The 22,896-nt window shown below is 74.1% G+C and carries 15 protein-coding genes; 6 read left to right on the forward strand and 9 right to left on the reverse strand.

Annotated elements, in window-relative coordinates; genetic code table 11:
• Window positions 1–269 precede the first annotated feature (269 nt).
• The 3 genes from WMF39_RS50025 to mobA all read left to right on the forward strand — a co-directional run bounded on the left by WMF39_RS50025 (window position 270) and on the right by mobA (window position 2,260).
• Window positions 270–758, forward strand: coding sequence for a MarR family winged helix-turn-helix transcriptional regulator (locus WMF39_RS50025; protein WP_437743491.1), 489 nt, complete (start codon window positions 270–272; stop codon window positions 756–758).
• Between the two features lie 31 nt (window positions 759–789).
• Window positions 790–1,509, forward strand: coding sequence for an acetolactate decarboxylase (locus WMF39_RS50030; protein ID WP_437743492.1), 720 nt, complete (start codon window positions 790–792; stop codon window positions 1,507–1,509).
• Between the two features lie 91 nt (window positions 1,510–1,600).
• Window positions 1,601–2,260: a molybdenum cofactor guanylyltransferase gene (gene mobA, locus WMF39_RS50035; protein WP_437748136.1), complete on the forward strand. Its 660-nt coding sequence runs from the start codon at window positions 1,601–1,603 to the stop codon at window positions 2,258–2,260.
• Window positions 2,261–2,265: 5 nt separating this feature from the next.
• Here the strand turns inward: mobA and WMF39_RS50040 are convergent, their stop codons facing one another.
• The 7 genes from WMF39_RS50040 to WMF39_RS50070 form a co-directional block, all read right to left on the reverse strand.
• Window positions 2,266–3,264 (reverse strand): MBL fold metallo-hydrolase, encoded by a 999-nt coding sequence (locus tag WMF39_RS50040; protein WP_437743493.1) that lies wholly within the window; start codon window positions 3,262–3,264, stop codon window positions 2,266–2,268.
• A gap of 8 nt (window positions 3,265–3,272) precedes the next feature.
• Window positions 3,273–3,896 carry a hypothetical protein gene (locus tag WMF39_RS50045; protein ID WP_437743494.1) on the reverse strand — a complete coding sequence of 208 codons (624 nt, stop codon included), beginning with the start codon at window positions 3,894–3,896 and terminating at the stop codon, window positions 3,273–3,275.
• A 7-nt stretch (window positions 3,897–3,903) separates the two neighbouring features.
• Window positions 3,904–5,007, reverse strand: coding sequence for a serine/threonine-protein kinase (locus WMF39_RS50050; protein ID WP_437743495.1), 1,104 nt, complete (start codon window positions 5,005–5,007; stop codon window positions 3,904–3,906).
• Window positions 5,008–5,103: 96 nt separating this feature from the next.
• Complete coding sequence (locus tag WMF39_RS50055) at window positions 5,104–7,188, reverse strand: serine/threonine-protein kinase (RefSeq protein ID WP_437743496.1); 2,085 nt, start codon at window positions 7,186–7,188, stop codon at window positions 5,104–5,106.
• Between the two features lie 215 nt (window positions 7,189–7,403).
• The gene (locus WMF39_RS50060; RefSeq protein WP_437743497.1) at window positions 7,404–9,812 is read right to left on the reverse strand and encodes a hypothetical protein; all 2,409 of its coding nucleotides are present in this window, start codon (window positions 9,810–9,812) and stop codon (window positions 7,404–7,406) included.
• A 172-nt stretch (window positions 9,813–9,984) separates the two neighbouring features.
• Window positions 9,985–11,496, reverse strand: coding sequence for a protein kinase domain-containing protein (locus WMF39_RS50065; RefSeq protein WP_437743498.1), 1,512 nt, complete (start codon window positions 11,494–11,496; stop codon window positions 9,985–9,987).
• Window positions 11,497–12,038: 542 nt separating this feature from the next.
• Window positions 12,039–17,558, reverse strand: a complete 5,520-nt coding sequence (locus WMF39_RS50070; protein WP_437743499.1) for a cellulose synthase — start codon at window positions 17,556–17,558, stop codon at window positions 12,039–12,041.
• On the opposite strand from WMF39_RS50070, the gene WMF39_RS50075 reads away from it, so the two are divergent.
• Window positions 17,539–18,498, forward strand: a complete 960-nt coding sequence (locus tag WMF39_RS50075) for a hypothetical protein (protein WP_437743500.1) — start codon at window positions 17,539–17,541, stop codon at window positions 18,496–18,498. The genes WMF39_RS50070 and WMF39_RS50075 overlap by 20 nt on opposite strands.
• Before the next feature lie 223 nt (window positions 18,499–18,721).
• Here the strand turns inward: WMF39_RS50075 and WMF39_RS50080 are convergent, their stop codons facing one another.
• Together WMF39_RS50080 and WMF39_RS50085 are read right to left on the reverse strand one after the other, a co-directional pair.
• The gene (locus WMF39_RS50080; RefSeq protein WP_437743501.1) at window positions 18,722–20,299 is read right to left on the reverse strand and encodes a hypothetical protein; all 1,578 of its coding nucleotides are present in this window, start codon (window positions 20,297–20,299) and stop codon (window positions 18,722–18,724) included.
• A gap of 242 nt (window positions 20,300–20,541) precedes the next feature.
• A complete protein-coding gene (locus WMF39_RS50085) occupies window positions 20,542–20,808 on the reverse strand; it encodes a hypothetical protein (protein WP_437743502.1) in 267 nt (88 codons plus the stop codon).
• A 239-nt stretch (window positions 20,809–21,047) separates the two neighbouring features.
• Here WMF39_RS50085 and WMF39_RS50090 point away from each other — a divergent pair, with 239 nt between their 5' ends.
• Both WMF39_RS50090 and WMF39_RS50095 read left to right on the forward strand, forming a co-directional pair.
• The gene (locus tag WMF39_RS50090) at window positions 21,048–21,956 is read left to right on the forward strand and encodes a penicillin-insensitive murein endopeptidase (protein ID WP_437743503.1); all 909 of its coding nucleotides are present in this window, start codon (window positions 21,048–21,050) and stop codon (window positions 21,954–21,956) included.
• Window positions 21,953–22,891: a DNA-methyltransferase gene (locus WMF39_RS50095; RefSeq protein WP_437743504.1), complete on the forward strand. Its 939-nt coding sequence runs from the start codon at window positions 21,953–21,955 to the stop codon at window positions 22,889–22,891. Before WMF39_RS50090 ends, WMF39_RS50095 begins: the two co-directional genes overlap by 4 nt.
• The last annotated feature ends 5 nt before the right edge of the window (window positions 22,892–22,896 follow it).

Raw genomic sequence — 22,896 nt, forward strand, 5'->3', positions numbered from 1 at the left:
GCCGCCGGCGGGGCGCGGCGCTGCTGGAAGCGCCGCGCCAGCCGCTGAGATCCCTACGTCGCGCTCCCCGTCGAGGGCAGCACCATGGCGTCGATCCTCGTGATTGACCGCCTCGTCGGCTATCTGGAGCCGCCGAGCGGCGCGGCCTCATGCCGCAGAAACAGAACAACTCGGCAGTCGCCGGCCGTGTTGCCGGAGGTAGCCGCGGCGCGGAACGCCCCTGCCCCAAATTGGTTGCGCAGCGCAACCATCCGTGGTCTCCTCGAAGGGTGACCACGAGAGAGCTCCGCTCGGAGGTCCGCGCCTTCGTGCGCGGTTTCGGTCTCCTGGACGAGGAGCGCACGCCGTGCGGCGTCCGGGTGGCGCCGCGCGAGGCCCACGCCCTGACGGTCCTGGCGGACGCCGAGCGGGCGGGAGAGCAGCTCTCCCAGAGCGACCTGCGGCGGGCGCTCGGCATCGACAAGAGCAATGTCACCCGGCTGATACAGCGCCTTCGCGAGGATGGCCGGGTGGAGCAGGACGTCAGCGGGGAAGACGGGCGGGTCCGCCGCCTGCGGCTCACCTCGACCGGGCGCCGCATGGCGGGGCGACTCGAGGGGCAAAGCCTGCTGCGGTTCCAGTCGATCGTGGACGCCATCCCCTGCGAGGAGCGCGCCGCGGTGGTGCGCGCGCTGCACGTCCTGAATCGCGCGCTCTCGCGCGTGACGCGCGCGACAGAGGAGCAACCCCATGCGAGCGATGCGAGCGACTCTCCCTAGCGTTCTTCTCGGGCTCGTCGGAGCTCTCCTGATGCCTCCGATCGCCTCCTGCACGCCTTCCAGCGAGACCGCTGCGGGACCCGCGCCGGGCGCGCCGGCGGCGGTGCAGGTCCGCTCGTTCGGCGCGCTGCGCGCGATCATGCACGAGGGGCAGACGGGGCCCGCCGTGCGCATCGGCGATGTGGTGCCGGGCCCGCGCGCGTTCGGGATCGGGGCGCTCAGCGAGCTGCGCGGGGAGGTGACGGTCGTCGACGACGCGATCTGGACCTCCTACGCGCGCGACGACGGGACCCTCGACGTGCGCCCCGCCGGGGCGGAGGAGGCGGCGACGCTCTTCGTGGTGGCGAACGTCGCGCGGTGGCAGGAGGCGACGCTCGACGCCGACGTGCCTGACGGGCAGATCGACGCGCGCATCGAGGCCTTGCTGCGGGAGCGCGGGCTCGACACGGAGGGCGCTGTCCCGGTCCAGGTGCGCGGCGGCTTCCGCGATCTCCGCTGGCACGTCATCGACGGGAGAAAGCTCGCCCCCGGCGGCGGTCACGCGGACCATGTCCGGGCGTCGGTGAACGGAGCGCTCCCCGCCGCCGAGGGAGTGCTGGTGGGCTTCTTCTCGAAGCGCCACCACGGCGTCTTCACGCACATGGGGTCGAACACGCACTTTCACGTCGTCCTGCCGGAGCGCCCGCTGATGGGCCACGTGGACGGCGTGACGCTCGCCCGCGGCGCGCGGGTCCTCCTGCCGGCGCCTTGAGGCTTGGCACGAGCGCACCGGCGGCGGCGCTCGGCGCGCGCCGCGGGCGCATGTTCCTGGCGGGGGTGGTATGCAGGACGGCGTGCAGCTCATGACGGCGCCCTCGGAGGACGGCGACGGGGCGGGCCGCGTGGCCGGCCTCGCGGGCGTCGTGCTGTGCGGCGGGCAGAGCCGCCGGATGGGGCGCCCCAAGGCATGGCTGCCGTTCGGGGGTGAGGCGCTGCTCCAGCGGGTAGTGCGGCGCCTCGGCGAGGCGGCCTGGCCGATCGTGGTGGTCGCGGCGCCGGGGCAGGAGCTGCCGCCGCTGCCGGAGGGGGTGCTGCTCGTGCGCGATCCGGTGGAGGGCCGCGGGCCGCTGCAGGGCATCGCGGCCGGGCTCGATGCGATCGCGCCGCTCGCCGAGCGGGCCTACGTCGCCTCGACCGACGCGCCCTTCCTGCACCCCGCCTTCGCGCGTCGCCTCGCGGATCTCCAGGCGGGCGGCCACGCCATCGCGGTGCCGCGGGCGGAGGGGCACCATCACCCGCTCGCCGCGGTGTACGCGTGCTCGGTGCGCGGCGAGGTGGCGGCCTTGCTCGCCGAGGGCAGGCTGCGGCTCTCCACCCTGTTCGAGCGGGCGCGCACCCTTGTCGCGGAGCCGGAGCTCCTGCTCGCGGATCCGCGGCTCCGCGCCGCGGATCCGGCGCTGCGATCGCTGCGCAACCTGAACACGCCCGAGGACTACGCGGCGGCGCTCCGCGAGCTCGACTGACCCGGCTAGTCGCCGCGCGCCGGCGCGCTCGTCGCCGCCGCGCCCCCGGGCTCGCCCCTCGTGATGAGGATCCGCTGCTCTCCGTGCCTGGGCAGGATCACGCGATCCGGCCCCAGCCCGCGCGCGGCCATGACGCGCCGGAGCTCGCGGGGCGCCTCTCCGAACGTATCGGTGCTGTTGATGAAGGTGTCGAAATGGATAGCCATCATCCGCCGCGCCCCGAGGTCGAGGAAGGCCTGCACCGCCTCCGCCGGATCGACGTGCTTGCTCTCCATGAACTCGCGCGGCCCCACCGGCGCGATCGGCAAGAGGGCCAGATCGATCGAGGGGAATCGCGCGCGCGTCTTCACGAAGCCATCGCGGTCGTAGGCTGTATCGCCGCCGAAGTAGACCGTGATTCCATGGTACTCGACGACATAACCCGTGAAGCTCTCGGTCATCCAGTCCCGGTCCAGCCCGTAGCGATAGCCGGAGTGCCTCACCGGGACGGCCGTGATCTTCAGATCGCCCTGCCGCCATGTCGTCCAGGTCGGGACCTCGAACGACGCGAAGCTATGGTTGGGCACATAGACGAGCCCGCCCCGAGGCACGAGCAGCGCGCGGACCTTCGGCTCGATCATCGACAGCGAGCCGAGCGAGAGGTGGTCGAGGTGCATGTGCGAGATCAACACGGCGTCGATGGGCGGCAGATCCTCCGGGGCGAGCCCCGGCTCGACGAGCCGCTTCACCATGAGGCCCACCGTCGACGTGAAGACGGGGTCGGTCAGGATCCATCGGTCGTCGATCTGCACGAGCACGGTCGCGTGCCCGACCCAGAGCGCGGCGAGCCTCGCCTCGGGGCGGTACGGCGCGCGCACCTTGTCCGGCACGGGCAGCGGGCTCGCGAACAGCCTCGCCACGTTGCTCTCCAGGATGCGCGCGGGGACGCCGCACGACAGGCCCGCGAGCGCGAGGAGCGCCGCGGCGGACAGGCGAGCTGGCGACGAGGAGAAGCGCGTGGCCATGCGCGGCGTCAGAAGTAGCGGATGCTGAGCGTGATCGTTGTCGATCGCAAGGCGGCCGTCGGCGTGGCCGCCACCTGCGCGCCCAGGGCGCCGAACAGGGTATAGACCCCCGCCTCGTACGAGGCCGCCACCTGCCCTCGAGCATAGAGGGCTGATCCGCCGAGCGAGCAGGACAGGTAGTCGCCGCGATCGAGGAGCGGGAAATAAGCGCGGACGCCGCCCCGGATCAGCCAGCGATCGGCGAACGCGCCCGGACGGGCGACGTACCCGGGCGAGCCGAAGAGCTCGATCGAGCCGGCGTGGCGCGTGAGCGGCTCCGCGATGAAGGCGCGCCACGGCGAGAGCTCGCGGTTGATCCCGAACGAGTAGAGCAGCGGCGTCACCTGCCAGCGGAACCCGAAGCGCGCCCCGCCCGGTTCGAGCCACAGCTCGGGGCTCGGCACGAGCTGGACGAGGAGCCACGCCAGCGTGGGGCGGATGTCGGGCTCCGTGGCGGCGGCCGCCGGCGCAGCCTGCCGCGGCTCCTCGGGCGACGCGCCCGCGGCGAGCGGCCAGAGCGGCGAGCCGAGCGCGGCGGCGCAAGCGGCCAGCGCGGGAGCGCGGCGTCGCGCGAGGGAGCGCGCTCCGGGCATGCCGCGGCTACGGCGCGCCGCCGTACACCCTGCCGAGCTGCTTGTAGAGGAACCGCGCCGCGTGCTCTCCATAGGGCGTCTGCGCCGCGTACACGTCGGGCGAGGCGATCGGCGCGTGCGCCGCCAGCGCGCCTGGCCGCCCGAGCCGGGCGAGATCCTCGCCGAGCGCCTCCATCGAGGCATACCGGTTCTCCGGCCGCTTGCGCAGGCACTTCGCGATCACCGCCTCGAGCGCCCGCGACGCCGGGCTCTCACCCAGGTTGGGCGGCGGGGGCGGCGTGACGAGCTGGTTGGCCAGCACCACGGCCTCGTCCATGGCGGGCGCCAGGGCGGGGGAGGAGCTCCGCGCGACGCTGAAGGGGAGCCGGCCGGTGAACATCCGGTACATGAGCATGCCGAAGCCGTAGACGTCCGTGCGCCCGTCGGGAGGGTCGCTGACGGTCTGCTCCGGCGCCATGTACTCCAGGGTGCCGACGGTCACCCCGGCCTGCGTGAGCCCCGAGTGCTCGTACAGCTTCGCGAACCCGAAATCGACGACCTTGGCCGCCCAGGCGTCGCCCTTCTCCCCCACGAGGAACACGTTGGCGGGCTTCACGTCGCGGTGGACGATCCCCGCGCGGTGGGCCGCGCCGAGCCCGGCCGCGGCCTGCAGGAGGAAGGGCACGCCGGCCTCCGGGGACAGCCGCTTCTCGCGCAGGAGCAGCGAGCTCAGCGACTCGCCGAAGAGGAACTCCAGCACGAGGTAAGGCGACCCTTCATGGAGGCCGATGTCGAGGACCTCGACGATGTTCGGGTGAACGACCGTGGCCGCGGCCTTGGCCTCCAGGAGGAACCGCGCCTTCACCTTGGGCTCGCGGCGGAGCCTCGCCTCCAGGAGCTTCAGCGCGACGGGCGCGCCGCTCTTCGTGTCCTCCGCCAGGAACACCTGCGCCATGGCGCCGCTGCCGATGAGGCCCCGCACCCGGTACCGCTCGGCGACGATCGCGCCCACGTGCTCGGTGGGCTGGGACCGGATCCGCCGGATGTCGTGGCTCGCGACCAGCTTCTCTCCGTCGTGCGGGCAGAAGCGGTGGTCATCCGCGTACCGCCGGTGGCAACGAGGGCACAGCATGAGGTCCCGTTCTCGGGGATAGCCCTTCCCCCGCCCCTTTTGCAAGACCCGACGTGCGCGTCGTGATCGCGCCTCGCGAAGGCGCGCGCGGGGCGATCACGACGCGCGGGACATGTCCGACGGCATCCGCGCTCTGGGCTCGTGGATCAGGACCGTCTCGGCGCTGGAGAGCTCCTCCATGTCGGGCGCGTCGCCTGACATGCGCCAGCCCGGGCTCCGCTTGGGCAGGCTGTCGAGCAGGCCGGCGAACGAGCTCACCCACTCCTCGATGTCCTGAGGCCGCTCGTCGGGCGACAGCGCGAGCGCCCGCGCGAAGGCGCGGTCGACGTCCGGCGGCGTCCCCGGGAGCAGCGACGAGACGGGCGGCGGAGGGGCGCGCGAGAGGCTCGACAGGATGGTGGCGAGGTCCTCTCCGGCGGCGATGCGCCGTCCGGTGAGCGCCTGGTAAGCGACGGCCGCGAAGGAGTAGAGATCGCTGCGCGTGTCCACCGACCTGCCGCGCGCCTGTTCCGGGGCCATGTAGAGCGGAGTCCCCAGGAAGATGCCCGTCGAGGTCGCGCTCACGTCGGCGGAGAGCTCCTTGGCGATACCGAAGTCGAGGATCTTGACGTGAAAGTCGCCCGGCCCCGTCGACGGGAGCAGGAAGATGTTCTCCGGCTTGACGTCGCGGTGCACGAGCCCCGCCGCGTGCGCAGCGCCGAGCGCCGAGGCACCCTCGCGCAGCAGCACCGCCACCTGGGCTGGCGTCCCGGGCCCGTGCGACCTCATGGCGTGAGCGAGGGTGAAGCCGTCCAGCCACTCCATCACGATGAAGAGCGTCCCGTCCTCGAGCTCGCCCGAGTCGTACACCTCGACGACGGACGAATGATGGATTCGCGCGACGAGGCGCGCCTCTCTCGCGAACCGCTCGCGCACATCCTCGTTGTTGAAGTGCTCTGTCCTGATGGTCTTGATCGCGACCTCGCGCCCGAGCCGCTCGTCGTGGGCCTTGAACACCCTGCCCATGCCGCCTTCCGCGACGGCCCGGGTCAGGCGATACCGCCCCGCCACGCGATAGGGGAACGGCCGCGGCCTCTTCAGCGCGGCGCCGTCATCGAGGCATCGCTCCACACGCTGATCGTAACAGCGCTGGCAGCTCGGGCATATCTGCAGGATATCGATACCGCGGCGCACCATGTCTTCGAGCGTCGCTGCCCGCCGCTCCGCCGCGCTCGCGAGATCCTTGCGCAGCCGCGAGAGCTCGAGCGCGCTGCCGAGGTGGTGCGCGAACGAGCGGACGAGCCGTCCGGTCGTATCGCTCCACACGACGCCGCTGCCGACGATGACCAGCGCGCCGTGGACGTCGCCCGACATGCCGAGGACGGGGACAACGACATCCGCGGATCTCGGAAAGGAGTGTTGGGTCAGCGCGGCCTGGCGCAGAGCGTCGACGTGCGGCGCCTCGGTGGTGGTCGCGGTGAGGCTGACCATCGCCTGCTCCTCGGCCTTCCACACCGCGACCTCGCGGGCGCCGATCGCCTCCGCGATCTGGGCCGCCGCGGCGGACGACCACCTCGCGATGTCGTCGAGCGCCTGCGCCGAGGAGACGACGAGCTCCGCGAGCTTCTCCTGCTCCTCCGCGAGCTGGCGCGCGAAATAATGCACCGCTGCGTACGCGATGGCCGACACCGTGAGGAGGTTCATCGCGAAGAAGCCGGCGAGGAGGCTCGGAGGCGCCTCCGGCGCGACGCCGGAGAGGAGCGGGTCGGCAACGCCGGCGGCCACCACGAGCAGCGTATACGCGATGAACCAGGGGATGGACGCCCGCGATCCGTGGAACAGCAGCAACGTCAGCGGCGCGAGGAGCGCCCACAGGACGACGCCGCTCGATCCGACGAACCCTCCCCGGCTCGCGTGCATGAGAAACGGCAGGGCGAAGATGAGCAGCGCCTGACGGAAGCGGAACCCGGCAAACCTCTTCGTCCTGGCGAAGTGGGCGAGGCTCAGGCCGGTACACACGATGTAGCCGAGCGGGATCGCCGCCGAGCGGTGGTCCCCGGCTGCCCCATAGGCGATCACCCAGACGGGGCACGCGCACGCCTTGAGCGCCGCGGTGAGCGTGAGGATCTTCTTGTGCTGGCGCACCTTCGGATCGTCGCCCGACTTCAGCCCCATCCGAGCGATGGCCTGGAAAAACTTCATTCTGGTCTATTGTACGACGTTGAGCAGGGCGGCCTCAAGCTGCGGTCAAGCGCTCGGGGGGGCGCGATGTAATCGAGGTGTAGATGTGGGCTCACTGACAGGGGGCGGTCGCTCCGGCGTGCGCTGCCCTCGCCCTGTCTCCGTCCGGCGGTCATGAGCTGCGCCAGCACGACGCGCGCGACGACCGCCTCAGCCCCCGACCTGCCCTCTCGAGCTCAGTCCTCCGGCTTCCCCTCGGCCGAAAGGTCGATCTCCGAAAGCCTCCCCACGAATGGATCCTCGCTCCCGAGCTGCTGAAACGCGCCCGGATCGCTCCTCTCGAGCGCCGCCAGGAGCTGCGCCAGCCCGCGCCGCGACCCGTAGTAGTTCGACATCTCGTGATCCTCGTCCGTGATGCAGGCGCGCACCGCGCTGCGGGAGATCTGCGGGAGCCGCAGCGCCTTGAGCGCCATCGACCACAGGCCGTCGATGCGGTTCTGGTCCGCGGGGAACTCCAGCAGGCCGGCCATCGTGAGGAGCATGGCGCAGCGCTGCCCCCTCGGCGTGGACAGCGCATCGCCGCCGGAGAGGTGGCCGAGATCGAGGGCGCGGCGCATGGCGTCGGCCGCGCAGAGCAGGCGCTTCAGCTCCTTTGCCGCGTGGCTCAGGTGGCTGTGGAACATGACCTCGACCGAGAGGCCGCCGAGCGCCTCGTTGCTCTGCTGAAAGCGGGTGACGGCCGGGAGCCGCCCGAGATCCTGCTGCACGGCGCCGCCCGTGGGCACGTCGTGCGGCGGCTCGCGGTGGCTGAAGAAGCCCCCCGACTGGAAGGCATAGTAGAGCTCGCTCTGGCCCGCGAGCCCCGCCCAGATGTCCGAGTACTGCGCGACGCGATTGAGGCTGCCCGCCGCCCAGTTGAGGCCCGCCGCGCCGTCGCCGCCGATCTGCGACGCGCTCACCCCCGGGTCGCGCGGCGTCATCGAGGCCTCGATGTCCTCGGCGATGTCCGCGAGCTGGAAGTCGAGGAAGCCGTCGTAGTAATCCGCGCGCCCGTCCCGGTTCACGTCGGAGTAGCGGGCGACGACGAGCGGGTGCGAGGGCCCGACGAACTGCGAGAACCCGGCGATCTGCGCCTGCGGGTGGGGCCACTGCGCCTTCCGGAGGCGCGCGTCGAGCTCGGCGTGCGACGCGCGCTTGCTCATCCCGCGCAGCGCGGCGACGAAGCAGTCGACCCCCTCGGACGCGGTGACCACCCCGTCCGATCCGGTCCTGAAATACGTCGAGTCCCACGAAGAGTAGATGTCCGCGTCCGGGAACATCTGGGAGACGGCAAAGCGCGTGGTGAGCCCCGCGCACTGCGAGTTCATCATCAGCTTGTACCCTTCCTGTTTCACCTGCACCGCGGCCGCGCGGAGGTCGAAGGCGCCGAGCTGGGCGTGCCGGTCGATGAGCACCCCGATGAAGAACGCCATCCCCATCTCGAGGTTCTCGTCGCGCGGGGTCGCGGCGCGGGCGAAGACGCGGATGGGCTCGCCGGCGGGCGTCTTGAAGGGGGCCTCGAAGGCGCGGTAAGGGCTCCAGCCGTTCGGCGACGGGGGCGCCTCGGGCGGGAGGGCGATCTCCTTGAAGCCGTGGGTCGACACGAGGATGTTGCACTCGCCCTCGTGGAACTCCGAGGCGCCGCACATCGCGAGGTCCCACGGTCCCGTGAGCTCGTCGTACGGCGGCGCCTCGCGGAGCAGCCCGCGGACGAGCCCCCGCGCTCGCTCCTGCTGGGCCGCCGTGAGCCCCGGGGCGCGCAGCTGGAGCAGGTGGATCGCGTGCGCGCGCAGCGCCGGCCGGGCCGTCTCGTCGCCCGCCTCCCTCTCGATGAGCGCGAGGATCTCCTCGGCGGCGCGCTCCGCGACCGGCGCGAAGCCGCGGTCGTCCAGCGACGTCGCGATGAGGTGCGAGAGGATGGTCGTCGCCGCCGAGCGGAGGGTCGCGGCGGCGGTCGGATCGCGCCTCGCCTCCTCGCCGCCCACGGCCGCGATCTCGAGCGCCGCGCGCGCCTGATCCAGCAGCGCCGCGCCCCGGCGCGCCGAGAGCCGCTCCTTGCGCACCGGCTCCTCCGGGTGGAACGCGCTCGGCGGGAAGAGCTGCGTGAGGGTGCTCGTCCGGCGCGCCGAGATCCACCGGGCCGCGGTGACGAGGGCATCGCGGGCGGCGGGCCCGTCGGGGCCGAGCGTCGGGCTCGCGCTGAACACCCCGGCGGGCAGGAGCCAGAGCGGCGCGGCGCCCTCGCGCCCCGCGTTCAGGTCGATCGGCGCCGCCTGCGACGCCACGCCCGGATCCGGTACGACCTCGACATTGGAGACGGCGACGGCGCGCAGCCGTCGGCGCACGGGCGAGTGGCCGGGAAACACGATGAGCACCGTCTTGCCCTCGCCCTCCCGGAGCGCCGCAAGGCTGTCCCCGGGGACCGGCGCCGAGAGCGAGATGGCATAATCGCTGTCGCTCACCGCGACCGCGAGCAGGTGAATGCCTGGCGCGGACTTTCGCTCTTCGAAGGCGGACGACGCGGCTGGCCCGACGGCATCCACGGTGCCAGGCAGGTCGACGAACCCTCGGGGCGAACGGATCCGGACGATGACATCGCTGGGCATGACGCTCTCCTGAGGTGAGGGAGCGTCGCCGCGTTCAAGATCCCGGCGCAACAGGAATCCGACCCGGCAGAACGCTGGCGTATCGCGTCACAACCCGATCAGGGCGAGCTCGACACTGGCTCGTTCAGGCAGCTCCCTCAATGGCTCTCCGGCAGATCCGGAGTCGACCAGATCACTCCTCGTTCGATGGGGCGCGCGTCGCTGGCGCGATGACGGGGTGGCGGGGCGACTCTTGCGCTGACGAGGCGGAGCAGCGAAGCAGGGAGAAGCCTGCTCCGGCGGCGATGAGCACGCCGGCGGCGACGAGCTTGATCCCTGCGCGCTTCGCGCGGCGCGCCCCTGCCGACGAGGCGACCGCTCCCTCTTCGGCGAGCGCGGCGGTGGCGTCGGCCGTCTCCGGCGAGGAGAGCGCCGCGGCGTCGGGCGGCGCCTCCAGGGAGGCCGCTCCGGCGCCGCGCGCGCGCGGCCGGTTGCTCGAGGGGGGCGCTGGCAGGAGGCTGCCTGCGCGCAGCGTCGCCGTCGACGCTTCGCCGTCCAGATCGGCGGCGCTGGCCGGGAACGCGTCGCTGATGCGGGCGTCGGGCGCGAGCGAGCCGCTCACGCGGGCGCTGGGCACGAGCGGGTCGCTGGCGCGGGCGCTGGGCACGAGCGAGTCGCTCTCCGGAACCCTGGGCGCCGCCGGGGGGCCGAAGGGGCGGAGGGCGACGGCCGCGTAGCGCTCGAGGAGCGCGCCGACCTCGCGGAGATCGGCCGGGCGCTGCGCGCGGTCCGGGCTGAGCATGCGATCGATCATGGCCGCGACGTCGGCGGGCAGCGTCGGCGCGCTCTCCCCGATCGGCTGGATGGAGCCGGTCAGGATGCGCTTCATCACCTTGCCCATGTTCTCGGCCTCGGTGGGCCGCACCGAGGTGAGGCACTCGTAGAGGATGACGCCGAGCGACCAGATGTCGGCGCGGTGATCCACGTCGTGCTCGCCGAGGATCTGCTCGGGCGACATGTAGTACGGGGTCCCGAGCATCTCGCCGCTCCCGGTGCGTCCCCAGGACCAGCTGGTCTCGCCGGGCGCCGCGGTGACCTTGGCGATGCCAAAATCGAGCACCCTGACGCGAGCGTCGTGCTGCGCGGCCTCCGGCGCATCCGCGGAGTCCGCGGAGCCGGGCGCCGGCGCGCCGCTCGGGGGCACCGCGGCGGCGTGAGCGGCTGCGCCGGGCGAACCTCGTGGCGCGGCCGCGTCGGGCGTGAGCAGGAAGATGTTGTCGGGCTTGAGGTCGCGGTGGACGATCCCCAGCGCGTGCGCGGTGCCGACGGCCGAGATGACCGGCAGGAGGATGCGCGACAGCTCGGGGAGCGGGATCTGCGCCTCGCGCAGCAGCTTGTCGCGGAGCGACTCCCCCTCGAGCAGATCCATGACGAGGAACGGCGTCCCGTTGTCGAGCTCGAGCACGTCGTGGATGGATGGCACGTTCGGGTGATCGACCGCTGCCGCCGCGCGCGCTTCCCGGACAAGGCGCCGCCGAGTCGACGCGTCCTCCGCCGTGCCGGGGCGCAGCAGCTTCAGCGCCACACGTTCGCCGTTCGCGAGGTGGGTGGCGGCCCAGATGACCCCCATGCCTCCCTCGGCCAGCTGGCGATCGACCCGATAGCGACTTGCCACCAGGGCGCCCGGGATCAGCGGATTGCTCACGCGGAGATCAGGATACCACGCGCCGTCCTCCCGACCTTCTCCGCGCGCCTCAGACGCTCAAACACCGCTCCGGTCGGACAATTACGTGTTCGACGCAGCACCGCGCACCCCGGCGCGCCATACGACATAGGTGCTCGTGTGTACGTCCCTGTCGCCGCAAAAGCGCAGTGATCTTTTCAACACGGATGTTCGGCTGCCCACCGCGACCCCGGTAGCCACATAACATCGCCGGCCCCCTGTACGTCCCTGTTACCGCAGAAGCACCGATATCTTCTCGACATCGAACTTCACCGGTCATGAAACACACCATGCCAAGCCGCGTCACCACCGCTCATTCATCGTGGCGCCCCCCCCACCGAGCTCATCCTTGGTGAAGCACCCTCGCCACCGAGCTCATCCGCCCCGGACCGCGCCCCGCCGAGCGGCGCGCGCCCGCACAGGAGACGGGCCCAGATCGGCGTTTTCGGCGCGCAGGCGTACTCACGTACGCCGAGCACCGAAAACGTCGAGATGGGCCCGTATCCGCAGCGGGCGCGTGCCGCTCAAACGGCGGGCCAGATGGAGCCGGCGCGCCGGCGCTCGGCGTAGGCCTCGGCCGAGAGCGCGTAGCGCAGGAGCTCGTTCGACACCGGATGTTGAAGGAGCAGGCGGGGCTCCTCGGTCGAGCGGGCCATGTCGCGATCGTACCGGCGGAGGTAGTCGATTGCGGCGAGCGCGTCGCCGCAGAGCAGGTAGCCGGTGCGGTGCTCGCTCCGGCGCAGGCCGAGGACGAAGGCGCGCGCGTCGTACGACACCGCGACGGTCGACGCGAGCTCCTCGAGCATCTTGCGCTGGCGGCGCCCGATCGCCCGCTGCACGCCGGGGAGCATCTGCTGCGTGGCGTGCTCGCGCGGGGGCGAGATGGCGCCCGACCCGAAGCCGGGATCGATCGTGCGGATCGACGCCAGCAGCAGGCCGTCGGTGGCCTCGGCCGGGATCTCGTCGAGGAACGTGAAGCCGACCGCGACGCGGGCGAAGAGGCGGGCGAGCGCGAACGTCTGCTCGAGCTCCGGGAGCTCCATGAACGACGTCGGCGCGACGAGGGCAGGGGGATCACCCGGGAAGACGCGGGCGGCTCCTTGCCACGAGGGGACGAGGTAGAGCTCGAACGCCTCGATGCCGAGCGCGCGGCCCACCCGCTCGGCGAGCTGCCGCGTCGGGTGGTTGTCGCGCGGGCTGATCCGCTCGCGCGAGCTGATGCCGAAGTTGCTCAGCTCGAAGCGGATCGCCTTCGCGGCGATCGGCGCGATCGCCAGCGCCACGTCGATCCACGGGCTCCGGGCCTCCGGGAGGAGCAGCCGGCCCATCTCGGGGCCCGCGAAGGCCCCGGCGTACGGCGCCTCCGACGGGACGCGCCGGCCCCTGAGCCGGGCCATGCGGTCCAGCGACACCTCGCCGAGGCAGGCGCGGACCTCCTCCACGGTGATCCGCTCCTCCGCGCGCCCGTCCTTGGCGAGCGCGGCCTCGAGCGCGGCGAGCGCCGGGCCGAGGTCCGGGAGCCGCGTGAAGACCTCCGGATCGGGCGTCAGGACGTCCCGCAGCACCTGGACCGCCTCCGCGTTGCGCCCCGCGGCCTCGAGCCCGCGGCCGAGCGCGGTGCGCGACTCGGGCGGCGCGCCCGGGAGCGCGACGGCCTGCTGGAGGCGCGCGAGCCCGTCGCGAGGCCGCACGAGCAGGGTCGACTCGAGCAGGCCGAGCGTGGTCAGCCAGCGCGGATCGGCCGGGATGCGGCGCGACTCGGCGACCTCGAGCAGCTGCGCGAGCGCCTTGGCGTAGGCCGCGGCGCCCTCGCTCGTGTCGACGCGGTACAGGCGGGCGAGCGCCACCCACCCGCGCGTGTCGCCGCCGGGCGCGCTCACGATCGCGTCGCACAGCGTGCGGACCATGCCGGCCGTGTCGCCGGCGTCGCGGTAGGCGTCCGCGAGGCGCAGGGCGGCCTCGACGCGGGAGCCCGGGTCGGGCGACAGCTCGACCAGGCGCCCCAGCGCGCGCAGCGCGAGCGCGTGGTCGCCGCGCGTGACGCCGAGCTTGTGCAGCCGCTCGAGCGCGGGACGGTTCTGCGCGTCGAGCGACAGGACCGCCTGGAGCGCGTCCTGGGCGAGCGCCGGGTTCGCGAGCGGCCCCTCGTACAGGTCGGCCATCAGGAACTGCGCCGCGATCTTGCTCTCGGCGTCCGTCGCCGCGGCCACGGCGCGCTTCAGGGCGTCGCGCGCCTCGAGCCAGACGCGCTGCGCGGTGAGCAGCCGCGCGAGCAGGAGCAGCGCGGCCGCGTCGTTCGGGAGCGTCTCGATGACCCGCCGGACGGCCGCGATGCCCACGCCGGCGTCTATCGCGCCCGGGCGCCCGTGGTGCTGCAGCACCGACCGGGCGATCTCCGTGCCGAGCAGCGAGATCGCCTCGCGGCTCGTGGCCTTGCCGAGCGCCTCGCCGAGCCGGTCGGTGAGCCGCTGGGGATCGCCCGCGAGCTCCCGGGCGAGCGCGCGCGCCGCGGCCACGCAGCCCGGATCCGCGCGGAGCGCGCTCTCGTACAGCTCGAGCGCGCGCGCGCGGCCCTCGGGGGACGCGTCCTCGGCGGTGAGCTCCGCCGCGCGCACGAGGTGCATGGCGCGCGCGGGCGCTCCGAGGACGAGGTCGGCGAGCGCCAGCTGGGCCGCGATCACGCTCGCACGGTCGCCGAGGCGCTGCGCGAGCCGATCGAGCCCGCGCGCCGCGATGACGCTCTCCGGCCACAGCCCGAGGGCGTTGCGGAAGCCGGCGAGCGCCGCGCGGGCGGCGGCGGGGTCCGCGTCGGCCTGCGCCTCCGCGAGGAGCGCCTCCTCGACGCTGTAGAGGGCGCGCGCGATGGGATCGGGCGTCAGCTCCCGGCTGTCGCGGATGGCGCTGGCGAAGAGGGCCTGCGCCCGCGGCGCGATCGGATCCGCGGGGCTCGCCTTGGCGGCGATGCGGAGGATCGCCATGTGGGCGGCCGCGTCGTCGGGCGCCTCCTTCACGATGCGCGCGAGCGCCTCGAGCGCGGCGCCCGGCCCGAGCTGCTCCTCGAGCGACGCGATCTCCCAGAGGGCGCCGCCGCGCGCGGTGGCGGAGGTGAACACGTCGGCCTCCGCGCGCAGGACGGTCGCGAGCGACGTCGGCGCCTCGAGGTGCCGGTAGAGCTGCTCCAGCATGCGGAGCGCCGGGACGTGGTTCGGCACCACCCCGACGAGCCCCTCCAGGATCTCGACGGCCTGGCGCGGGCTGCTGTCCGCGAGGACCAGCGCAAGGGAGATCCGGAGCGCGTGATCGACGAGCGCCGGCGGTTTGCGCTCGAGCCAGCGCGCGTACAGCCCCGCGAGCTCGCTCGCGATCATGGAGGCGGACATCCCCGGCAGGCTGGACGCGCGGGCGCCGGTCGCGGGCCGCTGCGCGACGGGCGCGCCGAGGCCGACGCCGACGCCTGCGCCGCCGGCGCGGACGTAGATGCGCTCCATCGCGTCGAGGATCGCCGGATCGTGCTGGCCCGAGGCGAGCGCCGCGTCGGCGCGGGCGAGGAGGCGGAGGGCGTCCTGATCGCGCCCGAGGGCGAGCTCCTGCACCTCGGCCGCCTGGAAGAGCAGCCGCGCGTGGTCGTCGGGCCGCTGCGCCTCGTCGGCGAGCGAGCTGAGCACCTCGACGAGCTTCTCGTAGTTGCCGGTCTCGCGGAGGAGCCGCGCGATCTCGATCCGGGGCAGCGGGTGAGCGGGCTTCTTCCGCGCCGCCTCGCGGTACGACTCCACCGCGCTGTGCGGCCGCTTGAGGCGCCGCTCGTCGAGCCCCGCGACCTCGATCCAGAGGCTGAACGCCGCGTCTCCCGCGGGGTCGCGCTGGATGAGCTTGAGCAGCGCGCGCCGCGCCTCCTCGTACCGGCCGGCGCGCTCGTCGAGGCGGATGCGCGCGCGCAGCGCGTCGGGGTCGGCCGGATCGATCGCGAGCGCGCGATCGACCAGCGACGAGGCCCGGTCGCGATCGCCGAGCCGGAGCTCGGTGACGTCGGCGGCGCGCAGGAGGAGCCTGCGCTGCTCGCGCGGGCTGCTCGTGAGCTCGGCCTCGGCGCAGAGCGCGCGCGCGAGCCGCTGCGCGTCGCCCGCGCGCGCGGCGTTGCGCTGGAGCGCGAGGATCGCGGCGCGCCGCTCCGGGTCGATCGCGAGGATCTTCTCGATCTCCTCCACGGCGCGGGCGGGCTGGGCGAGCTCGTCCTCCCAGATGGAGACGAGCTTCTCGAGCAGCCCGATCTTGCGCGTGGGGTCCTCCGTCGCGCTCGCGGCCTGCGTGTACAGGTCGAGCCGCGCCTGCACGCCGCGCGGATCTTCCTCGACGGCCAGGGCGTCCGGCGTGAGCAGGGCGGAGAGCGCGTCGAAGACCGAGCTGTTGCCCGGCTCGATCGCCCACGCGGCGCGCAGGATGGCGAGCGCCTCGTCGCGCCGCTTCAGGTGGCGCTCGGAGATGTCCGCGGCGCGGAGGAGCGCCGCGACCCGGACGGGCGCGGGCCGGTCGGCGTTGGCGACGGCGGTCCACACCTCCACGCGCTCGGCGTGGTGGCCGAGGCGCTGGAGGGCGCGGTCGAGCCGCTCCCGCGTCGAGCTGTCCTCGGGATCGAGGTCGAGCGCGCGCGTCGCGTGGAGCGCGGCCTGCTCTGCGTCCCCGAGGGTGTCGTAGATCTCCGCGAGGCGGACGTGCTCGTGGATGATCGCCTCTCTGTCGGTGAGGAGCGCGAGCTCCTTCTGGCGCACGTTGGCGGCGAGCTCGAGCATGCCGTTCGCCTCGAGCAGGCGGATCAGCTCGCCGACCACGCGCCGCGCGGTCGGCGAGCCGGCCGGGGCCCGCGTCGACGCGCGCCGGAGGAGGGGCACCGCGTCCGCCGGGGAGCGGATCTTGTCGATGAGCAGCCGCGCCGCCGTGTAGAGCAGCCGCGCCGCGCGGTCGTCGTCGCTCTCGTGATCGGCCTCCAGGGAGAGCGCGCTGACGAGGCCGACGATGCCGTCGTGGTGCACGAGGTGGCGGCGGAGCGCCTCCCGCACGGGCCCAGGCCCTGGATCGAACGCGATCGCGCCCTCGAGGGACGCGAGGGCGAGCTCCGGCTTGTAGAGCTTCCGATCGAGCACGGCGGCGCGCTCGACGTGGACCCAGGCGGTGAGCTGGCCGTCGCCGTCCGGCCGCCCGCGCCCTGGGGCGTAGGCGGCGGAGAGCCGGTCGAGGTGCGCGGCGAGGTCCTTGGCCGCCTGCTCGGCGCCGCGGGCGCTCTCGCGCCGGAGGGCGATCTCGAGCCCGCGCAGCGACGCGGCGTGGAGCGGGACGAGCCGCAGCGCCTCGGTGAAGGCCTCGCAGCTCTCGGGCGTCCGCCCGAGCGCCTGGAGCAGGCGCGCCCGCTCGGCGAGGAGGTCGGCCCGGAGCGCGTCGGTCTCGGCGACGCGGAGCTTGTCCTCGACGACCTCGAGCGCGAGGGCGAGCTCGGTGCGCGCGTCGAGCACGCGGTGGACCCGCGAGAGCGCCGGCTCGAGCGTGCGGGACAGCTGTCGAGCGCGCTCGTACGAGCGGCGCGCGGCGGCGGGGTTCTTGAGCACCCGCTCTTCATGGATGCCGAGCTCGACGAGGGCGCGCGCCGCGCCGACCGGATCGCTGCCCTTGAGCCGCTCGGCGCGCTGCTGGAGCTCGGTGGCGAGGTCCGGAGCGGCGAGCTGCGGGCTCTGCGCGGGCGCCTCGGGCGCGTTCGGCTGCGAGCGGGGCGCCGGAGGTGGCTGGGCGGGCGCGTGCGCGGCGCTCGGCGCGGGCGCGGCGTTCGGCGCATGCAGGACGGTCGCCGCATGCGCGGCGTTCGGCGCGTGCAGGACGGTCGCCGCATGCGCGGCGCTCTGCGCGGGCGCGGCCGTGCTCGGTGCAGGCGTGGCGCCCGGCGCATGCGCGGCGTTCGGCGTGACGCCCGGTATCGGCGTGCGCGTGGCGCTCGGCGTGGGCGCGCCGCCCGGCAGCGGCGCGCGTGGGGCGCCCGGCGTGGGCGCGCCGCCCGGCATCGGCGTGCGCGTGGCGCTCGGTGCGTGCGCGCCGCCTGGCATCGGCGTGCGCGTCGCGGTTGGCGCGGAGCTCTGCGCGGGCGCCGGCGTGGCGCTCTGCGCGGGCGCCGGCGTGGCGCTCTGCGCGGGCGCCGGTTCGAGCGAGTCGACCGAGATGGGCGTCGGCGACGAGCTCGGCTCGACCGAGATGGGCAGCGGCGTCGCGGTCGGCTCGACCGAGATGGGCAGCGGCGTCGCGGTCGGCTCGACCGAGATGGGCATCGGCGTCGTGCTTGCGTCGAAGGCGGCGATCGCCTGGGCCGCGCCGCCCGGCTGGGAGCCAGGCGCCGGCTTCCCCGCGCTCGCGGCGGAGCCTGGGGCGGGCTGCGTTGCGGCGCGGTTCGGGCTCGGCGGGCGCTGGCCTGGGCCGCGCGCCGGAGGGCGGGCCGGGCTGGATCCAGAGGGCGCCGCCGTCGTCTTGTTGGACGCGCCTCCTGGAGGCATCGGCGGCGGTGGCCTCGACGGCGGCGCCAGCGACGGCGGCGCCGGCGGCGGCCCGCTCGCGACGCTGGCGTCTTTGCGGCGGATCAGCGGCGGTGGCCTGCTCGGCACGGGCGGCGGTACGCTCGGGGCCGGCGTCTTGTTCGGCCCTGGCGGCGGCGCGCTCGGCAGCGGCGGCGGGCTCGATGCCAGCGGCGCGCTCGGCAGCGGCGGCGGGTTCGGCGGCGGCAGCGGGCTCGCGGTCGCCGGCAGCGATTCGCCGTCTGTCGGCGCGCTCGCGGTCGCCGGCAGCGGCTCGTCGCCTGTCGGCGCGCTCGCGGTCGCCGGCAGCGGCTCGCCGTCTGTCGGCGCGCTCGCGGCCGCCGGCAGCGGTTCGCCGCCTGTCGGCGCGCTCGCGCTCGACGGCGCGCCGGGCATCGACGTGCTCGTGCCGACGAGCAGCGTCTTCGCGCCGGGCTGAGGTTGCGCGCTCGCGCGCGTCATTTGAGCGTTGTCGGCGTTGGCTTCCCAGCCACCTTCGTCCGGCGATCCGGACAGGCTCGGCAAACCAGGCCGGCGCGACGCTTCGTGTTGCGGATCGTCCCCGTGGGCCACCGCCGCGGATGCTACACATCCACGCGCCCTCGATCTACAGTCGATGCGCCTGCTCGCTAGCGTCGCGCCCTTTCCGATACAGGGGCGACCTACTTGTTGAACGGTGCTGTCGATGCGCAGCGCAGCAAGGCGAGCTTCATCGCTTTTCCGGCAGGGTGCGCCACGAGCAGCGCCTCCGCGGAGGCGGCGATCGGCTCGCCGCGCCCGAGGGCCGGCTCGGCTTGCAGCCCGCCTTCGAGCTCGCCTCTCGCGGTGAGCGCCGCGAGCTGCGTCGGGCCGGACGCGTTCGCGATCGCGAGCCATGCCGCTGCGCCCGCGGCCTTCGCCGGGTCCTGCCCGCCCGGGCCTCGAGCGCCGGGGAGGAGCGCCGGCACCCCGGCGCCCAGGCCCAGCGTGGCCTCGGGCGGGGCGTCCTGCTCGCGATCGCCGCCGACGAGCACGTGCGGCTCGCCGGCGCCGCCGAGCCGCACCAGCACGGCGCTGATGCGCCCTCCGATCGAGCCGCTCGGGGTGTCGTCGTCCCGGAAGGCGAGGATGAGCCCGTCGTCGTCGCCGAGCGTCAGGTCGTACGCCAGCACGTGTCCGTTCTTGGGGGTGACCGCGCGGGGCGTCGCGGTGAGCGCGCCCGCCTCGTCGAGGGGGACCACCTCGATCCACTGGTGAGTGATCGTCTCGCCTGCCGCGGCGGTGTCCTCGTCGCCGTCGTCCTTCTTCGTCGCGGCCTTTCGCGCCGGCTCCTCGGCGCGCGCGATGTACGCGAGCCAGTAGCCGCCCGGCCGGCCGAGCACGCGCGGCATCTCGGCGTCGGTGCTCGGCTGGGAGACCGGGCGGGCCGACGTCACGGAGCGCAGCGTGCCCACGTCGGCGGAGGCGAGCATGATCCGCGATCGCTTGCCGTCGCGGGTCACGTCGTCCCAGACGATGACCGCGCGCTCGCCGGACGCGGCGATGTCGAGCGCGAGCGACTCGTCGCGCCCCTCGGCGAGCTCGGCCCCCCACGTCACGTGGTCCCCCTCGACCCTGGCGACCTTGATCGCGCGCCCGCCTGCGTTCGGCTCGAGCATCGCGGCGAGGATCGCGCCCCCGGCGCCCGCGACGACCGGAGGATCCATGTCCCCGCGCGATCGCGCGAGGCGGACGAGCTTCCCCTGGGCGCCGTCGGCCGAGAGCGTGGCCACCATCGCGACGGTCCCGCCCTCGGCTTCTCGCTGGGCGCCCACGGCGAACCCGCCGGAGAACGTCGTCCCGCGGCCGACCTCGACGGCGAACGGCGCGATGTCTTCAACGCTGTCCGCGCTGTCCGCGCCGCCGCCCCCCGCGCCTTCCTCGGCCCCGCGCGCGGCCGGCGGTGCGTCGCCGATGACGAACGGCGGCGGGCTCGCCGGCGTGCAGCGCGGGGGCGTCGGCTGCGGCGCCGCGCCGGCATCGTCGGCGTCGCTCGGCGCGGACGCCGCGGGGTTCGCGCTGGGCGGCGCGGGCGCGTCGCTCGTGGCGCCTCCCGGTGTGGAGCAGGCGCGCCACACCACGAGGCCGCCGACGACGAGGGCGACGGCCAGCGCGCCCTTCCAGGCGACGCCCTCGGGCTCGTCCGCTGGCGGCGGCTGTCGATCTGCGCCCGTGCTCCCCTGGCTGGTGCTCCGCTGGGTGGCGCGCTGCTCGGGATCCATGGGGCGTGGGTGTTAGCGCTGATCGCTCCGCGAGGGCAGGGGGAGCGTAAGCCCCGCAGCGCCGCGAGCGCGGCCGCTGCGCGCGAGCTCGCGATGGGACGCGACCTCGTCGGGTGGAATCGCTGGGGCGCGCGCGCACAGGCATGTTGCGTGGCGGCACCGTGGGACGATGGAGGTGCCCGCGTCGAACGGTGCCCTGCGCGCTGGACGTGCCGGAACGCATCCCCGCGGCCTGTCCCCTCTCACGCGTGTCCGGTGGCGCCCTTTCCAGGGGCCTTGTCGCGGCGCCAGATCGATGTGGCAGTTTGGCCGCCTCTGCGTGGCGCGACGCCGGTCCGCACGCGCTGAGTCGTGCGGATATCCATCGATGCTCGATATAAGCCATCGAGCGACCATTTCGGGACGCAGGCCCCTGCGATATCACCTCCGCCAGGAGGACGAGCGATCACCGAAACAGCCATCTTGTTCCCGATCCCGGTGTGCGCTTGAACCAGGCCGATCTTGTCCACGACGGGCCTCCCGACACGGCCCCTCCATGGATCATCAACGACCTGAACAACCATGGGGAGCGCACGCGCGCAGGCGAGCTCATCTGCATTGCCGGCTGGACCCACGTTCGCGGCGCGCGCCGCGCTCCGGGCACCGGGTGAGCCGAGAACTTCCCCTCCGCCGCCGGCGAGGCTAACGAGCGGCTGTCAGCTTCGTCCGTCCGGTGCCTGGCGCCGCGGCCCTCCTCTCTTTCGTCGTGATGCCCAGCCGTCCTCTCCTCGCCACCTTCCTCCTCGGGCTCGTCGCGCTCTGCTGCGCGGCCTGCGTCGGCTCCTCGCCCACGCCGCTCGCCCCTGCGCTCCGCGGCTCGATCGGCGTCCCGCACCACGGCGTCATCACCGACGCCGTCGAGCTCCCGAGGCAGGGCCCGGGCTACCGGCTGCTTCGCAGCAACGGCATCCGGTGGGGGACGGCGCGCCTGGTCGCCGCGGTCCAGCGCGCCGCGGCGGAGGTGGCGCTGGCGCGGCCGGGCGGCGAGCCGCTCGTCGTCGGCGACCTCTCCGCGCGCTACGGCGGCGCGACGCGGGGGCACCGGTCCCACCGCACCGGGCGCGACGCCGACCTCTTGCTCTACTCGCTGACCCCGGACGGCCGCCCTGTGCGCTCGCCGGGCTTCGTCGCCTTCGGGCCGGACGGGCTCGGGCGGATCAGCGATGGCGCCGAGGAGCCCGCGTCGCCGCGCGCCGGCCCGCCGCAGTACGTCCGCTTCGACGTCGAGCGGGAGTGGCTGCTCGTGAAGTCGCTCGTCCGCTCGCCCGACGCGCACGTCCAGTGGCTCTTCCTGGCCCGCTGGCTCGAGGCGCTGCTCATCGAGTACGCGCGCGCGCTCGGCGAGGACCCGGAGCTCATCTGGTATGCCGAGAGCGTGCTGCTCCAGCCGGGCGACAGCACGGCGCACGCCGATCACATCCACCTCCGCGTCGCTTGTACGCCGGACGAAACCCTCTCCGGCTGCCTCGGCGGCGGCCCGCAGTGGCCGTGGCTCCCGGCGGTGCCGCAGCTCATCGCGCCGTCGGACGGCGACCTCGCCGCTGCGTTGCTCGACGACCTCCTGCCTGGAAGCGCCGCCGCGGGCTCTCGCGTGGCGGCTCCCGACAGCGCGCTGTGAGCCACCTCCTGGCGCACGGCGACGCGGCCGACGTCTGCGCGGCGCTCCCCGCGGACGTGCGGTTCGATCTCGTCTACCTCGATCCTCCCTTCGGCGTCGGGACGACGATGACCGCGCGGGCGGCGCGCGGCCAGGCGCGCGGCCGGCGCAGGCCGGAGAGCGGGCCCGACGCGTACGACGATCGCGCGAGCGCCGACGCGCTCGTGGCGATGCTCGCGCCGCGCCTCGCGGCCATCCGCGATCGCATGACCGAGGGCGCGACGCTGTACCTGCACCTCGATCACCGCGCGGTCCACGACGCGAAGGTCGCGTGTGATCGGCTGTTCGGCCGCGGCGCCTTCCTCGGCGAGATCATCTGGGCGCCCGGTAACGGCGGCCGGGGCGCGCGCGGCTTCTCCGTCACGCACCAGACGATCCTCCTTTACGCGCGCGCCGCGAGCGAGCGCGGCCAGGTGGTCTACAACGCCGCGGATCCGACGCTCCGCGAGCCGTACGCCGAGACCAGCCTGGCGATGCATTTCAAGCACCGCGACGAGGACGGCCGCCTGTACCGCGAGCGGATCCTCGGCGGCAAGGCGTACCGGTACTACGCCGACGAGGGCCGCCGGCTCGGGAGCGTGTGGAGCGACATTCCCGGGATGGTCGCCAACACCCCGCTGCGCCGCGAGGCCACCGGCTACCCCACGCAGAAGCCGGAGCGGCTGCTGGAGCGCATCGTCCGCGCGTCCTCCGCGCCCGGCGCGACCGTCGCCGACCTCATGTGCGGCAGCGGCACCACGCTCGTCGCGGCCGCGCGCCTCGGCCGCCGCTTCGTCGGCGGCGACCGGAGCCCGCTCGCGTTCGCGACGGCGCGGGAGCGGCTCGACCGCGAGGGGATCGTGTACACGGCGTACGAGTCCGTTCCAGCCGCGGAGAGCGAGCCGGAGCGCCCCTGACTGGA

The organism is Sorangium sp. So ce1504 (assembly GCF_051521635.1).
GTDB classification, from domain to species: Bacteria; Myxococcota_A; Polyangia; order Polyangiales; family Polyangiaceae; genus Sorangium; species Sorangium cellulosum_B.

Excerpts from the sequence above, each read along its gene's own strand:
- WMF39_RS50030 (WP_437743492.1), top strand. The coding sequence starts at position 790 with ATGCCTCCGATCGCCTCCTGCACGCCTTCCAGCGAGACCGCTGCGGGA.
- mobA (WP_437748136.1), top strand. The coding sequence starts at position 1,601 with ATGACGGCGCCCTCGGAGGACGGCGACGGGGCGGGCCGCGTGGCCGGC.
- WMF39_RS50040 (WP_437743493.1), bottom strand. The coding sequence starts at position 3,264 with ATGGCCACGCGCTTCTCCTCGTCGCCAGCTCGCCTGTCCGCCGCGGCG.
- WMF39_RS50045 (WP_437743494.1), bottom strand. The coding sequence starts at position 3,896 with ATGCCCGGAGCGCGCTCCCTCGCGCGACGCCGCGCTCCCGCGCTGGCC.
- WMF39_RS50050 (WP_437743495.1), bottom strand. The coding sequence starts at position 5,007 with ATGCTGTGCCCTCGTTGCCACCGGCGGTACGCGGATGACCACCGCTTC.
- WMF39_RS50055 (WP_437743496.1), bottom strand. The coding sequence starts at position 7,188 with ATGAAGTTTTTCCAGGCCATCGCTCGGATGGGGCTGAAGTCGGGCGAC.
- WMF39_RS50060 (WP_437743497.1), bottom strand. The coding sequence starts at position 9,812 with ATGCCCAGCGATGTCATCGTCCGGATCCGTTCGCCCCGAGGGTTCGTC.
- WMF39_RS50070 (WP_437743499.1), bottom strand. The coding sequence starts at position 17,558 with ATGCCGGGCGGCGCGCCCACGCCGGGCGCCCCACGCGCGCCGCTGCCG.
- WMF39_RS50080 (WP_437743501.1), bottom strand. The coding sequence starts at position 20,299 with ATGGATCCCGAGCAGCGCGCCACCCAGCGGAGCACCAGCCAGGGGAGC.
- WMF39_RS50090 (WP_437743503.1), top strand. The coding sequence starts at position 21,048 with ATGCCCAGCCGTCCTCTCCTCGCCACCTTCCTCCTCGGGCTCGTCGCG.